General features: G+C 58.0%; 15 protein-coding genes. 4 read left to right on the top strand and 11 right to left on the bottom strand.

Annotated features, from left to right (window positions below; all coding sequences use genetic code 11):
- Nucleotides 1-195: 195 nt before the first annotated feature.
- From JWS10_RS09985 to JWS10_RS10010, 6 genes are all read right to left on the bottom strand, one after another.
- Nucleotides 196-1,044 (bottom strand): dipeptide ABC transporter ATP-binding protein, encoded by an 849-nt coding sequence (locus tag JWS10_RS09985; RefSeq protein WP_299506905.1) that lies wholly within the window; start codon nt 1,042-1,044, stop codon nt 196-198.
- Nucleotides 1,041-1,895 (bottom strand): ABC transporter ATP-binding protein, encoded by an 855-nt coding sequence (locus JWS10_RS09990; RefSeq protein ID WP_299506907.1) that lies wholly within the window; start codon nt 1,893-1,895, stop codon nt 1,041-1,043. The genes JWS10_RS09985 and JWS10_RS09990 overlap by 4 nt, the downstream gene beginning before the upstream one ends.
- 3 nt (nt 1,896-1,898) lie before the next feature.
- Entirely contained in the window at nt 1,899-2,801 is a 903-nt protein-coding gene (locus JWS10_RS09995) for an ABC transporter permease subunit (protein WP_299506909.1), read from the bottom strand.
- Nucleotides 2,798-3,805 carry an ABC transporter permease subunit gene (locus tag JWS10_RS10000; RefSeq protein WP_299506911.1) on the bottom strand — a complete coding sequence of 336 codons (1,008 nt, stop codon included), beginning with the start codon at nt 3,803-3,805 and terminating at the stop codon, nt 2,798-2,800. The genes JWS10_RS09995 and JWS10_RS10000 overlap by 4 nt, the downstream gene beginning before the upstream one ends.
- Nucleotides 3,806-3,891: 86 nt before the next feature.
- Complete coding sequence (locus tag JWS10_RS10005; protein ID WP_299506913.1) at nt 3,892-5,496, bottom strand: ABC transporter substrate-binding protein; 1,605 nt, start codon at nt 5,494-5,496, stop codon at nt 3,892-3,894.
- Between the two features lie 80 nt (nt 5,497-5,576).
- Nucleotides 5,577-6,764: a Xaa-Pro peptidase family protein gene (locus tag JWS10_RS10010; RefSeq protein WP_299506916.1), complete on the bottom strand. Its 1,188-nt coding sequence runs from the start codon at nt 6,762-6,764 to the stop codon at nt 5,577-5,579.
- 197 nt (nt 6,765-6,961) lie between these two features.
- Here JWS10_RS10010 and JWS10_RS10015 point away from each other — a divergent pair, with 197 nt between their 5' ends.
- Nucleotides 6,962-7,651 carry a GntR family transcriptional regulator gene (locus JWS10_RS10015; RefSeq protein WP_299481389.1) on the top strand — a complete coding sequence of 230 codons (690 nt, stop codon included), beginning with the start codon at nt 6,962-6,964 and terminating at the stop codon, nt 7,649-7,651.
- A 20-nt stretch (nt 7,652-7,671) separates the two neighbouring features.
- On the opposite strand, the gene JWS10_RS10020 is transcribed toward JWS10_RS10015, so the two are convergent.
- Nucleotides 7,672-8,805 (bottom strand): pyridoxal phosphate-dependent aminotransferase, encoded by a 1,134-nt coding sequence (locus JWS10_RS10020; protein WP_299506918.1) that lies wholly within the window; start codon nt 8,803-8,805, stop codon nt 7,672-7,674.
- Between the two features lie 37 nt (nt 8,806-8,842).
- On the opposite strand from JWS10_RS10020, the gene JWS10_RS10025 reads away from it, so the two are divergent.
- Nucleotides 8,843-9,601 carry an N-acyl homoserine lactonase family protein gene (locus JWS10_RS10025; protein WP_299506920.1) on the top strand — a complete coding sequence of 253 codons (759 nt, stop codon included), beginning with the start codon at nt 8,843-8,845 and terminating at the stop codon, nt 9,599-9,601.
- Here JWS10_RS10025 and JWS10_RS10030 read toward each other — a convergent pair.
- The 3 genes from JWS10_RS10030 to JWS10_RS10040 form a co-directional block, all read right to left on the bottom strand.
- On the bottom strand, nt 9,594-10,316 hold the full coding sequence (locus JWS10_RS10030; protein WP_299506922.1) for an SDR family oxidoreductase: 723 nt from the start codon (nt 10,314-10,316) through the stop codon (nt 9,594-9,596). The two genes, JWS10_RS10025 and JWS10_RS10030, sit on opposite strands and share 8 nt — an antisense overlap.
- A 216-nt stretch (nt 10,317-10,532) precedes the next feature.
- Nucleotides 10,533-10,976, bottom strand: a complete 444-nt coding sequence (locus JWS10_RS10035; RefSeq protein ID WP_299506923.1) for a VOC family protein — start codon at nt 10,974-10,976, stop codon at nt 10,533-10,535.
- Nucleotides 10,977-10,981: 5 nt separating this feature from the next.
- Nucleotides 10,982-11,275: an SDR family oxidoreductase gene (locus JWS10_RS10040; protein WP_299506926.1), complete on the bottom strand. Its 294-nt coding sequence runs from the start codon at nt 11,273-11,275 to the stop codon at nt 10,982-10,984.
- A gap of 23 nt (nt 11,276-11,298) precedes the next feature.
- Between JWS10_RS10040 and JWS10_RS10045 the strand changes: the two genes are divergently transcribed.
- Both JWS10_RS10045 and JWS10_RS10050 read left to right on the top strand, forming a co-directional pair.
- Nucleotides 11,299-11,526 (top strand): hypothetical protein, encoded by a 228-nt coding sequence (locus JWS10_RS10045; RefSeq protein WP_299506928.1) that lies wholly within the window; start codon nt 11,299-11,301, stop codon nt 11,524-11,526.
- The gene (locus tag JWS10_RS10050) at nt 11,519-12,646 is read left to right on the top strand and encodes a CaiB/BaiF CoA-transferase family protein (RefSeq protein ID WP_299506930.1); all 1,128 of its coding nucleotides are present in this window, start codon (nt 11,519-11,521) and stop codon (nt 12,644-12,646) included. The genes JWS10_RS10045 and JWS10_RS10050 overlap by 8 nt, the downstream gene beginning before the upstream one ends.
- A gap of 241 nt (nt 12,647-12,887) precedes the next feature.
- Here JWS10_RS10050 and JWS10_RS10055 read toward each other — a convergent pair whose 3' ends face one another.
- Nucleotides 12,888-13,559, bottom strand: coding sequence for an SOS response-associated peptidase (locus tag JWS10_RS10055; RefSeq protein ID WP_299506932.1), 672 nt, complete (start codon nt 13,557-13,559; stop codon nt 12,888-12,890).
- Nucleotides 13,560-13,905: the final 346 nt, after the last annotated feature.

Genomic DNA, 13,905 nt, shown 5'->3' on the forward strand with positions numbered 1-13,905 from the left:
TATGTGAACCAAACCAAAGAACAGCTCGAAGCCATGCCAAACTACGAAAACTAACCCTTCGATCAAGAAACACTCAAAGGCTCGCCAAATGGCGAGCCTTTGTCTTTGGATGAAGCTTTGACGGCGAACAGGCCGCGAAGCCTCGCTGAATGGGGTCGCCGATTAGCTTCATTTATTGAGAAGGTGTGCCCGCCGTTACATCGAGACACGCGCAGCTTTGCGGCGCTCGACCCGCGCGCGGATCGCGGCCACATCCGTCACCGGGGTCGCGGCGAAAAGCTGCTGCGTGTAGGGGTGCTGCGGATTGGCAAATAGCGCCTCGCGTGAGCCTTGCTCTACCGCGACGCCTTTGCTTAGCACCAGCACGTCGTCGGCGATGTAGCGCACCACGGATAGATCGTGGCTGATGAACACATAGGTCAGGTTGAATTCATCCTGCAAATCCGCCAGCAAATTCAACACCTGCGCCTGCACCGACAAATCCAGCGCGGAGACCGGTTCATCCAGCACCAGCAGCGCCGGGTTCAGCATTAACGCCCGCGCGATGGCGATGCGTTGGCGCTGCCCGCCTGAGAACATATGTGGGTAGCGGTTGAAATGTTCGGGGGCGAGGCCGACCTTCGCCAGCATCGCCTCGGCCTTCTCGCGACGCTCCGCCGCGGGCATTGAAGTGTTGATCAGCAAAGGCTCCATCAACACATCGCCGACCTTTTGGCGCGGGTTCAGGCTGCCGTAGGGGTTCTGAAACACCATCTGCACCTTGGATCGCATCGCCGGCGTCAGGCGCTTGCGGCTGATGTCCACCGGCTGCCCATCGACTTTAAGCACCCCACTTGAGGGCGCATCAATCAGCGCAATAATCCGCGCCAGCGTCGACTTACCCGAGCCGCTTTCGCCAACGATGGCGAGGGTCTTGCCCTGCTCTACCGCGAAATCGACGCCCTTCACAGCGCGCACGGTTTGCTTTGCCGCGAACATGCCGCCGCTCACTGCGTAATCTTGCGTCAGCGCGATGCCTTCGATGACAATTCTAGCCGCGCTCATAGCTTCGCCTCGGCGGCCATGAAATCGGCGACGGTGGGCAGGCGGTCGCCCTTGGCATTCTCCGGCAAAGCCGACAGCAGCGCGCGGGTGTAAGAGTTTTGCGGATTCTCAAACAGGCTCAGCACATCGGCTTCTTCCATCTTACGGCCCTTGTATTGCACGATGACCCGGTCGGCGGTCTCCGCCACAACGCCCATGTCATGCGTGATCAAGATCAGCGCCATGCCATGCTTTTCCTGCAAGTCCATTAGCAGATCGAGGATTTGCTTCTGGATCGTCACATCGAGCGCCGTCGTCGGCTCATCCGCGATCAGCAGGCGGGGGTTGCTGGCAATCGCAATCGCGATCATTACCCGCTGGCACTGGCCGCCTGACATCTGGTGCGGATAGGCGTTCAGCTTGGTTTCAGGTTCGGTGATGCCGACGGCGTTGAACAACTCCACCGCGCGGGCGCGGGCCGCTTTGCGGTCCATGCCAAGATTGAAGCGCAGCACTTCCTCTATCTGAAAGCCCACGGTGAAGGAGGGGTTGAGCGAGGCGACAGGCTCTTGGAAGATCATCGTAATCTCGCGGCCGATCAACTTGCGGCGCTCGGCGGGCGACATGTTTAGCAGATCCCGGCCGTCGTAGGTCATCTCGTCGGCGGTCACGGTGGCAGTGTCGGGCAACAGGCCCATCACTGCCAGCATCGACACCGATTTGCCCGAACCGCTTTCGCCGACAATCGCCAGCACTTCGCGCGGGCTGACCGACACATCGACGCCATCGACGGCGGTAAATGCTCCGGTTGAAGTTGCAAAGCGCACTGTCAGGTTTTTGATATTGAGAAGGGCCCCGGTTTTCCTCTCCATGACTCAGCTCCGCTTCAGCTTGGGGTCGAGGGCGTCACGCAGCCCGTCGCCCATCAGATTGATCGCCAGCACCGAAATGAGGATGGCGAGGCCGGGAAGCGTCACGACCCACCACGCGCGCAGGATGAACTCGCGCGCCTCGGCCAGCATCGTGCCCCATTCCGAAGACGGCGGCTGCGCACCCATGCCGAGAAAGCCCAGCGCGGCTGAGTCCAAGACCGCCGACGAGAACGAAAGCGTCGCCTGCACAATCAACGGTGCAAGGCAGTTCGGCAGGATGGTCTTAAACATCAACCGCATTGTGCCCGCCCCGGCGACGCGCGCGGCGGTGACATATTCGCGTTCTTTCTCACCCATCACGGCGGCGCGGGTCAGCCGAGCGAAGTGCGGCTGATAGACGATGGCAATGGCAATCATCGCATTGGTCAGGCCCGGCCCCAACACCGCCACGAGTACCAAAGCCAGCAGCAGCGACGGGAAAGCGAGGATCACGTCCATCACCCGCATGATCACCGTATCGACCCAGCCGCCAAAGAACCCGGCCAGCAGGCCCACAAAAATCCCACCGATCAGGGCAATCGCCACCACGACGACACCGATGAACAAAGAATACTGCGCGCCATAGATCAGCCGCGACAGCATATTGCGACCCACCGCATCGGTGCCAAGCAGGAAGCCAGACTTGCCACCCTCTTGCCAAATTGGCGGGACCAGCAGCGCGTCGCGAAACTGCGCCGTCGGATCATGCGGAGCCACCACTTGCGCGAACACCGCGATCAGCACCAGCGCCAGAAACACCCACATTCCGACAACCGCGCCCCGGTTCTGCCGGAAGTAAAACCAGAAATCGGCCAGCATTTGACGGCGGATCGCTGCATCGCTTAGTTTGACAGTTGCATCGCTCATTTGTGGCGAATCCTCGGGTTGATCAGGCCATAGGTCAGATCGACCAGCAGATTGACGAGCATCACCAGCCCCGCAATCAGCAGCAATCCGCTTTGCACCACTGGATAATCGCGGCGCGAGATCGAGTCGATCATCCACTTGCCAATTCCCGGCCACGAGAAAATCGTCTCGGTCAGAATAGCTCCGGCCATCAGCACACCAATCTGCAAACCGATCGTCGTGATCACCGGGATCATCGCATTGCGCAAGGCATGAACGCCCACCACACGGCTTGGCGGCATCCCCTTGGCGCGGGCGGTGCGAACATAATCCTCGCCCATCACCTCTAGCATCGCCGAGCGGGTCTGCCGCGCGATTACTGCAAGCGGGATGGTTGCCAGCACCACTGAGGGCAAAATCAAATGCGACAGCGCCGAGGTGAACGCGCCCTTTTGCCCCGAGATAATGCTGTCAATCAGCATGAACCCGGTCACATCCGGGAAGAAATAGATCAGGCTGATGCGGCCAGACACCGGAGTCCAGCCCAAGATACCCGAGAAAAAGATGATCAGCAGCAAGCCCCACCAGAAGATCGGCATCGAGAACCCAACCAATGCCGCCGTCATCGACACCTGATCAAACCACGATCCGCGCTTGATTGCGGCCAAAACACCGACGGGAACACCGATGGCGGTGGCGATGATGATGGCTACCAGACCGAGCTCAACCGTTGCCGGGAACAGGGTCAAAAACTCGGCCATCACTGGCTTTTTCGTCACCAGCGAATTGCCGAGATCGCCGTGGAACAATCGCCCGAGAAACTGCAAATACTGCAACCAAATCGGCTGATCAAAACCCAACTGAGCGGAAAGCGCCGCGTGGCGTTCAGGTGAAATCCCGCGCTCGCCGGCCATCAGCAATACCGGATCGCCCGGCAAAATACGCACAAAGCCAAAGGCGATGATGGTAATGCCAACGAAGGTCGGTACCAAATACAGCAGCTTGCCGAGTATAAATCTGATCATACGAGGGGAATCCTTGGGCCAATGCGGGGCCTTAGTCGGATGCGCGAGAACCTCCCGCGCATCCTTTGGTTAACGGTCAGGCCGACTTATTCGGTCAGATCAACCGTGTCGAAGGTGTAATCACCCAGCGGGCTCATCACGAAACCGGTGACGTTCTTTGCCATCGGCACATATTGAGTCGAATGGTCCAACGTTGCCCAAGGCGCTTGGTCTTTGAAGATCACCTGCGCTTGTTCGTAAAGCTTGGTTCGCTCGGCCACGTCTGCGGTTTGCTTGGCTTTCGACAGCAAATCCGAGAACTCTTGGTTGCACCAGAACGCGCGGTTTGCACCACCCGGCTGAGCCGAAGCGCAGGACAGCAGCACGCCCATGAAGTTGTCTGGATCGCCATTGTCGCCAGTCCAGCCAAGGATAACCGCGCCATCACGGCCCGCTTCCATCGACTTGTCGAGATACTCGCCCCACTCGTAAGACACGATCTCTACCGTGACGCCGACTTTCGCGAAATCTTCTTGGATCAGTTCAGCCGTGCGACGCGCGTTTGGCATGTAGGGCCGCTGCACTGGCATTGCCCAGACCTTCATCGACAGATCCTTGACGCCTTCGGCTTCCAGCGCCGCTTTGGCCGCAACCGGATCATAAACGTCATCGACGATGGCATCGTTATACGACCACATCGTTGGCGGGATCGGGTTTTTCGCAACCTGACCAGCACCTTGGAACACCGCGTCGATGATCGCTTGCTTGTTCATCGCCATGTTCAAGGCTTTGCGAACCTTCGGATTGTCGAAAGGCGCTTGCGTGGTGTTATAGGCAAGGTAGCCTACGTTCAGGCCAGCCTGCTCGTCAACTTTCAGGTTCGGATCTTCCTTGATCGCCGCGATATCAGCCGGAGCCGGGAACGGCATCAACTGACATTCACCGGCTTTCAGCTTTTGCAAACGCACAGCCGCATCCGGGGTAATTGCGAACACCAGATCGTCAATCTTCGGCGCTTCACCCCAGTAATCAGGGTTCTTCACGTAACGGATCACCGCGTCTTTTTGGTAAGCCACAAACTTGAACGGGCCAGTGCCAATCGGCAGGTTGTTCAGGTCTTCCTTGGTGCCAGCAGCTTCCAGAACAGACGCATATTCAGCCGAAACAATCGACGCGAACGGCATCGAGATATTCGCCAAGAACGGCGCTTCTGGGCGGGTTAGCACGAATTTCACGGTGTAATCGTCAACCTTGACGACTTCTTTGATCAGCGACGGCATCTCCATCGAGTTATAATACTCATAGGTGATGCCTGCGATATATTGGTTCCACGGGTGGTCAGCCGAGGCTTGGCGCATAAAGCTGAAGATCACGTCGTCGGCGTTGAAATCGCGCGTCGGGGTAAACTTTTCATTCGATTGCCACTTCACGCCCTGACGCAGCTTGAAGGTGTATTCCAGACCATCAGCCGAAACATCCCACGATTCCGCCAAACCGGGTTCAACCTCAGTGGTGCCTTTTTTGAATTCGGCAAGACGATTGTAGATTGGATGAGCCGAGGCATCAAACGTGCCGCCCGCGGTGTAAGGAGCTGGGTCAAAGCCCTCGGGCGACGCCTCCGAGCAATAAACAAAAGTTTTTGCAAGTGCGGGCATGGCGCTGGTCATCGCCAGCGCAGATGCTGCAATAAGGATACGGGTCAGCATTGTCATATGTTGGTCCTTTCACTCTCTGTTAGTCAATTTTCGGCAATTCAGCGGATCGGTTTCTGTCGCGGCGCGGTAACGACGCCTTAGTTCGTTCGGTTTGCGAACGGATCATCCAGCCGCTCAGCAGGGGGTACAAACCAACGTGGGCCAGTTTGTGTCATGTAAACAATATCTTCAAGCCGGACGCCGCATTCGCCGTAGACGCACAGCATTGGCTCGATAGAGAAACACATGCCCTGAGTTAAAGGTGTCTCGTTGCCTGCAACAATATAAGGCGATTCATGAATATCAAGCCCAAGCCCGTGGCCTGTGCGGTGAGGCAAGCCCGGAACTTGATAATCTGGGCCAAGACCTGCATCGGTTAACACGCGGCGAGCGGCCGCATCCACGGCCCCGCAAGTGACGCCAATTTGTGCTGCAGCAAAGCCCGCGCTCTGCGCGTGACGCTCCAACTCCCACAGCTGACGCTGGCGTGTGGTAGGCGTGCCAAAAACATAAGTTCGGGTGATATCAGAAGCATAGCCGTGCAGCGTGCCGCCCATATCGAACAGCACCATATCGCCCGTCTGCAAATGCTGCGGGTCGGGCACGCCATGCGGATACGCGGTGGCTTCGCCAAATTGGGCAGCGGCAAACAGCGGCTTCAACCCCGAAGCCACATGGGCGGCTAAAATGAAATCAATCACCTCGGTGGTCGAAATACCGCTGCGCAACCCCGTTTGAACAGCCTTTTGAACCGCAAAACTAGCGTTCATCGCGGTTTGGATCAGCGCAATCTCGGCGGCAGATTTGACTTGCCTTTGCGACTCGATCACCGCTTGGGCGCTTATGACTGGCCCCTCAATCTTTGCCATCAGCGCCGACGCAAACACAAACGGCGTCGCGGGATCAAGCGCCAAACCCGCCCCCGGCGCAGCCATCTTCGCCCCTTCCGCAGCGATCAGCGCGTAAGGGTTTTCATGCTCCTCCCAAGCCGCAACACCGCCCTCGACCTGCATCATGGCCCGCAGCTTAGGCACTTCAAACTGCGGCGAGACGTAGATCAGCGGCCCAGAAGCCGGGACCAGCGCGCCGTGAATCCGCTCTGACAACCCAAGGCGCAATCCCGTGTAGTAGGTCAGCGAGCTTGACGCATCGAGCCAGACTGCTTTCGTTCCAATTTGAAGCATTTTAGACTGAAGCGCTGCAATCCGCGCGCTGAACTCTCTCAGCGAAATAGGCTCGGCAACAATGGGAGAAAAGCCAGTCAGGGCGGTCGCAAAATCAATCATAACGGTCCATTGCTTGTTTGCGACACGATGCAGGGGCACATATTGACCGGAAACGACAAGCGCAGCCGACTTCAGCGCCGAGCTCCCCACCAACGCCGTTTCAAACTAGCCCCGATTGGATCCGATATACAATATTAAATTTCTTCTCGAATTGGCGAATAGTGCGATAAGTCATTTGAAAACTGCGAGGGACAGGCATGGTATTGAAGGCTGTGGACGTATCCAAGACTGTCTCGGCGGGCGGTCTGGTGTTTGCGGCCTTGCGCCGCGCCATTATTGAGGGCGAGTTGAAAGACGGAGATCCGTTGCGGCAAGACGAAATCGCGCGGCTGTTCAACACCAGCCGAATCCCCGTGCGCGAGGCGATCACCATGCTAGAGCAGCAGGGGTTGGTGAAAAACCATCGCTTCAAAGGCGCGGTCGTGGTCGGCCTATCCATCGCCGAAGCGAGTGAAATCTTCGATTTCCGCTGCATCATCGACGCCCACGTGCTTCGCGCGGCGCTGCCGAATATGACCGCTGAACTGATCGCCGAGGCCCGCGCGATCTGTGCGGCCTCCGCCACCGCTACCGATCCAATGCTGTTCGGCGATCTGAACCGGGCCTTCCACATCACACTTTATCAAGCCAGCAACATGCCTTTTCATCTCGCGACGCTGACCAACGCGATGGATCGGCTGGACCGCTATCTGCGTGCTCAACTGTTGATAACCCACGGTCACAGCCGATCAAACGCCGAGCACCTTGAGATATTAGACGCGTGCGAGCGCGGCGATGCCGATGCCGCCGTCAATCTGACCGTCGCCCATATTCGAGGTGCGCAGCGCGCGCTGCATGAGCATTTGGGAAAGATCCAGACCCGGTTCAAAGCAGCTGATGCCGAATAGCCGCTTCGTTGGGCCAAGCCTCACCGCGCGATTTCGTAATCTTGCAAAGCTTGCACTAGCCTGTCCAAACCGTCGCCAAGCCGTGCGGCTGCACCGCCTCCAACGCCCAACCGGATGTGGTTTGGCAGATCATAAGCGCTGCCCGGCAATAGAAACGTGCGATACGGCGGGGCGAGCAAAAAGCGCGCGAAGGCGTCGCTGTCAATGCCGTCGGGCAGGCGTGCAAGTCCGATAAGCCCAGCCTTCGGCGGCATCCATGACAAGCCGTCTTGCGCTGCGACCCAAGCATTCATTTGCGCGAGATTGGCGGCACCCTCTGCGCGCGCTTTCTTCAGTGCCATCGCATAGCGCTCGGGGCGCAGTGCCACTTCGGCGATCACCTCGCCCATGATATTCATAATCTCGCTGGAGTTTTCGCGCAAAATCAACGCGTCCCGCATGTGTTCTGCGTCAGGGCAGATCATCCATCCGGTGCGAAGGCCTTGCAGGCCCAAGGCTTTGCTGACCGATCCGGTGGTGATGCCGCGCGCATATAGCCCCGCCACGGACGGCGCGCGCGGGCCGTCCCACTCCAATCCGGCATAGACTTCGTCCACCAGCAACCACGCCCCCACCCGATCTGCGATGGTGACAACCTCGGCAAGTTCGGCGGCGCTCATCAGGTCGCCGGTTGGATTGTTGGGGTTGGTCAGGAAAATCATCCGTGTCCCCGGAGTTACGGCATCAGCCAGTTGATCCAACGGCAAACGCCAGCCGTCAACCTCGCGGCGCTTCACCTTTACAATTTCCGCGCCCTTGGCTTTGGCAAGCACTTCGGCTTGCGGCCAGCCCGGGGTCTCCATCACGATCCGTTCACCGGGTTGCAGGCGCTGCATGATCGACAGGAAGTTCGCCTCAGCGGCCCCAGCGGTGATCAGCACATCGGCGGGGCTGCAAACTCCAGTTAGGCCCGCCTGTGCCAAGACGTGATCGCGCAACTCGGGCAGACCGCGAAAGTCGCGGCTGTTCCAGTCAAGCGATTGGTTGGGGTCGAGATCGGCAAGATAATCCCCCAATTTGGGCGAAGCAGACAATGAGAACCCGACAAAGGCTTCAGGTGATGCATCGGTCGTCTCAAGCAGGTATTCGAACAACGTGTGTATCTTGACTTTCAACCGGGCACTCCGTTTGATCTGCGGTTGGGGGTAATCAATGATGGATCAGATTTCGCTAAAGGGGAAACCCATTCGGCTGGCGGTGCTGGATTACGGGTTGTTCGAGGTTTTCTCTGGCCCGCGCAATGTTGGCATTTGCGGCTTTGCTATCCAAACCGACGCCGGAGAGTTGGTGCTGATCGACACAGGTTTCCCCGCGAAATATGTCGTCGATGCTGAAGCCGCGACGCTTGAAGACTCGCTGGGCAGCTTTGGCCGCGTGCTAAGTATCGGCCCGGAGAATACGCCCGATGCCCAACTGGCAAAGCTGGGGCTGACCAAGGCAGATGTGACACTGATGATCCAAAGCCATACGCATATTGATCACGTCGGCCATATGGATGGCTTCCCGCACGTGCCAATTCTGATCGCGCAGGCCGAACGCAACCTGCCGCGTCCGCTGTATTGGTCTGGCAAACAAGCGATGGAGTGGCCGGAGCGTGACTATCATCTTGTGACGGATGATTTCACCCTCGCGCCCGGATTTGAGGTGCTGCTATGCCCCGGTCATGCCCCCGGACAACTTGCGTTTATGATCAACCTGCCTGACACTGGCTGGGTGTTGCTGACGTCAGATGCGATCAGCCGTGCGGCCGAGATTGACGAAGGCTTCGCGGGTTCTTGGGATGTGCCGCTGGCCATTCATCATGGGGAACGGTTGATGCAATCCGCCCAGCAAAGGGATGCGCTGGTGATCTTTGGTCATAGCCCGCAACAATGGCCCACACTGCGCAAAGCGCCAGAGTGGTTCACCTGACATCGCGCCCCTGATTGAGGATAATCACGTTGCCGCTACAGATATCCCCAGCGGTTGAGACCAAAAATCCAACCCATGCCGCGATTTCAGATGGCTGCATGGCATGACCGTGCGGCATGGCGGCGATGGCGCGCGCCAATACATCTTCGGTCAGCACATTGAACAGCGGCGTTTCCGTCATTGCGGGTGCGAGGGAGTTCACCGCGATCTTTTCACGCGCATAACGGCGTGACAAATCCTTGGTCAGCGTATCCAGTGCCGCCTTTGAGGCGCGGTAGTGTGGCGGATCAAACACGTCAAAATTATAGGCGCCGTTCGAGCTGATGTTGACGATCTTGCGTACGCCAGCCCGGCCCTGCATCAACGGAATAGCCGCCTGACAACAGTGGAACGCACCGGAGAAGTTGATCGACATCTGCCGATCCAACTCGGAGGCCGGAATGTTCGGAAAATCCGACATGAAGCAGGTGCCAGCGTTGTTTACCAACGCATCAATACCGCCGTGGTCAGCGGCGATACGTGCAAAAACCGCCGAGATCGCATCGGCGTCGGTAAGATCCACATCATGCCCTGTGAAACCGGGTGCAGCCATGTCGCCCAAACCTGCAGCGTCGATATCCAAGCCCACGACATGCAACCCGTCGGCGATTAACTGAGCACTAATCGCCCGCCCCAATCCGCCCGCAGCTCCTGTCACAACGGCAATTTTCTGCATCTTTTTTCCTTCGAGGCTTATTTCTTATCCATTAACGGTTGGCCGCCAGGCGTTCCACTCACTCGTCGATTGCCGGACCAAAACTCGTTCAGCATTATTGGCAATAGCCGTGATCGGCCGCAAGTCGCCACAACACAAGCAGTCGCGCGGCAGTAGAGCGGTCGCGTCCGCCGTCGTCCAATAGCAGCGCAGAGTGAACCGAGGTTGTTGGTTGGCCTAACTGGATGGCTTGTCGGTGGCGCGGGTCAAAAGCACGACCCCTGCCCTATCAGCGGTGTCGCAATTAGTGAACCCCGTGCGGTTGTCGCGGCGACCCTTCATCTTGATGGGAATGCCTGCCGCAGCCTCGGCAGCATCGGCATCTGGCACTTCGAAGCCAAGGTGGAACACGCCTTCGCCCTTGGCGTCCAGATGCAAACGTTGCGGGCTTGGGTTGTGATCGGGCTGGCAGAGTTGCAACTGGACGTTGGGCCTGTTGCAGATGCGGTATTGCATCGCCATGAACCCTGCGCGGCTTGGCACATCAAGCTCTTTGTAGTCCGCCAGCGGCGGATAGGCGACCCAGGGGGCGATGCCGATGGATTCGTAATAGGCTTGAGTAATGTCGATGTCGTGTACAACGATGCACACATGATGGAGTTTGCTGAAAAGCGGATTCATGCGGCTCACTCCTTTACGGGAACTGTGTAGTTCAGGATGCGGCGGCCGCCATCGGGATAGATGGTTTCGCCCGTGATGTACGAAGCATCATCTGAAGCAAGAAACGCCACTACGCCCGCGATTTCCTCGGGCTCGCCCAACCGTCTTAATTGAGTGCGGGCAAGGATCGCGTGCATTCCGGCGCGCTCGGTGAAGGCACCTTTGATGATATCGGTGGCGATTGTGCCGGGGCCGACGCCGCACACACGAATTCCGTGCGCGGCAAAAGCGACAGCGGCCGTAGAGGTCACTTGGTTCACTCGACCCGTTGGGTAGCAAAAGGATGCGCAACGGCACCGTTGCCCCTGATAGCGCCACCGAGCAGGTCGAATCGACTTGCGCCGGTCTGAAAGACGAAATCAACCGCGCAGGCCAACTCGACACGCGCGCCAAGGGTTTGTTAACCTTGGACGCCTCCGCGCGTGAGTGCACGCTCACGCCGGAGGATTACGCATTGAGTGAACAGCGGAGACACTTGCTCGCCCGCTCAGGCTACCAACGCAATGTCTAAGGGTGCCCTCTCGGGGCTGCTGGTGATTGCCATCGAACAGGCGGTGGCGGCCCCGCTCTGTACCGTGCGCTTGGCAGATGCTGGAGCGCGCGTCATCAAGATCGAACGCGACGGCGGTGAGACCGCGCGCCATTACGATGCCGCAGTGAAGGGCACGAGTGCTTATTTCGCTTGGCTCAACCGCGGCAAACAAAGTGCGGTGCTAAACCTGAAGGACCAGCCCGATCTAGATTTGCACTTCAGTATGCTCGGCCGGGCCGATGTGCTGGTGCAAAACCTTATACCCGGCGCACTCGCCCGGATGGGCTTGACGCCTGATGTCATTGCCGCGCGGTTTCCGCGTTTGATTGCCGTGTCGATAAAAGGCTATGGGCAGGACACAGAATACGCGCCAATGCGAGCCTATGACATGCTGGTTCAGGCCGAGAGTGGCCTTTGCGCCGTGACTGGCACTCCGGACACGCCATCGAAAATCGGTGTCTCCGCCGCGGATATCTCCACCGGTATGAATGCCCATGCTGCGGTGCTTGAGGCGCTGATCGAGCGCAGCCAGACAGGGCGCGGAAAGCAGGTTGAGATTGCGATGTTTGACGCAATGGCAGACTGGATGACAGTGCCGCTGCTGCACTATGAACACGCGGGGCGTGAAACCGCGCGCTACGGTATGTCGCATGCCTCAATATACCCTTACCGACCGTTTGCCTGCGCCGATGGCACTTTGATCATAGCGGCGCAGAACAATGGAGAGCGGCAAAGATTGTGTAAGGCGTTCAACCGCGACGATCTGATGGATCGCTCCGCCTTCGCCACAAATGCGCTACGAGTGGCCAATCGGACAGCATTGGACACCGAACTTGAACCCGACTTTGCGCGCCTTACTGTGGCGCAGGCCATAGCGTTACTCAACACCGCCCAGATTGCTTGGGGCCGCTATACCGAAGTGCGCGACCTCGGCCAGCACCCTGCGTTACATCGTGTTGACGTAACGCTTGCCGACGGGCAGCAGATTAGTATGCCACGCCCTGCGAGCCGTGATGCGACTTTTCAGGCCGGTCCCGTGCCTGCCACGGGGGCCGACACAGCCGCAATCCGCAGCGAATTTGTGGGGTCTGTGCGATGACGTCTCGGCTAAAAATGTCGTCTGTCTCAGTGGCTTGGCCGACGCGAAAGCATAAAAAAGTCTTTCGCCTTCTTTGATGCAAAGATTAAGCGCCGTTCTTAACAAAGACCACCCAACGGCCATGGGTGCAGAAGCGCTGGCGACGCTTTACCTTTGTTTGGTTGCCGAGCGTGCAGAAGTCTCGCGATATGCTCTCTGATCGGGCCATCCCTGTTGTCGCGCTCTACCGAGGAGTGCCGTTTCAGGTGTTGCCAAATAGATCTGCATATGAGCTATCAGAAACAGCGTCAGTTGGAAACGTTGCAACCAGCGATCCGTTTGGCAGCGGACGCTGCAAGACCCGCGCTTCCGACCATTGCAGGCTTAGCCAAGCTTCCCAATCGGCAGGCTCCGTCAGAATGACTGGCATCGCTTTGGGATGAACACGTTCTACTTCAATATTCGGCTCGGTGGTTAAGAATGCGAACAGATCATCGGTTGTCTCCCCGTCCTTCAACTTCCTGAGCGATCTCCATTCGGGAACCCATATGCCCGCAAAAAATGCGGGCCGGCCATCTGCGGGTGCAAACCAAGAATTACCAGCACCTTTGCCAGCATTTGGTTCAGCAAAACGATCAAACGGCACAAGGCAACGATTGTTCGGTGACAACCACCGGCGCCAGTGCGGACCAGCCGGATTGCGAATGTTAGTGACGCCTCTGTCGATTCCGCTTTTGCTGTGAAACTGCTGCGGCGACGGCAGGCCCCATCGGGCACGGTGTAAGGCATGGCCCTGAGGCGTGGCAGTCACGATCGCACCCAGCCTGTCAGGGTAAACGTCACCCGGCTCCAAGTTACCGGCCCGGTTTTCCAGCCCCGCGAACAACTGGCGCATAGCCTCCACGGCGCGCGTCATGTTGTAAAGATTGCACATTGGTTGCCCTTTCCAAACGTGATCCGGTCGTAGTGTCTAAGCGGCACAAGTTCGAAGAACTTTCGCTTGATAGCAATTTCTATCATCAGTGATCGCAACCAAGCAATTTGCAAAACCGTGCTCAAGCGAAGGCCAAGCGAGAGCGTTTGCAGCGATTGCGTTATCTAACGGCTGACAGAATCGCTGCGAAAAAAAGCACTTCTAGGACTGGCATACTGAAAATGACCGACCTAATCGAAACCGCCGCCTGCCGCAGGTGATGTGACGTGACGTGCAAAATGGGCTTCATATCCAGTTTAGGCAACATTACTGTCCTCACGGTCACATTGTTTCTTATTTATTGAGC

It is taken from the genome of Cypionkella sp., from assembly GCF_028290025.1.
GTDB lineage: Bacteria > Pseudomonadota > Alphaproteobacteria > Rhodobacterales > Rhodobacteraceae > Cypionkella.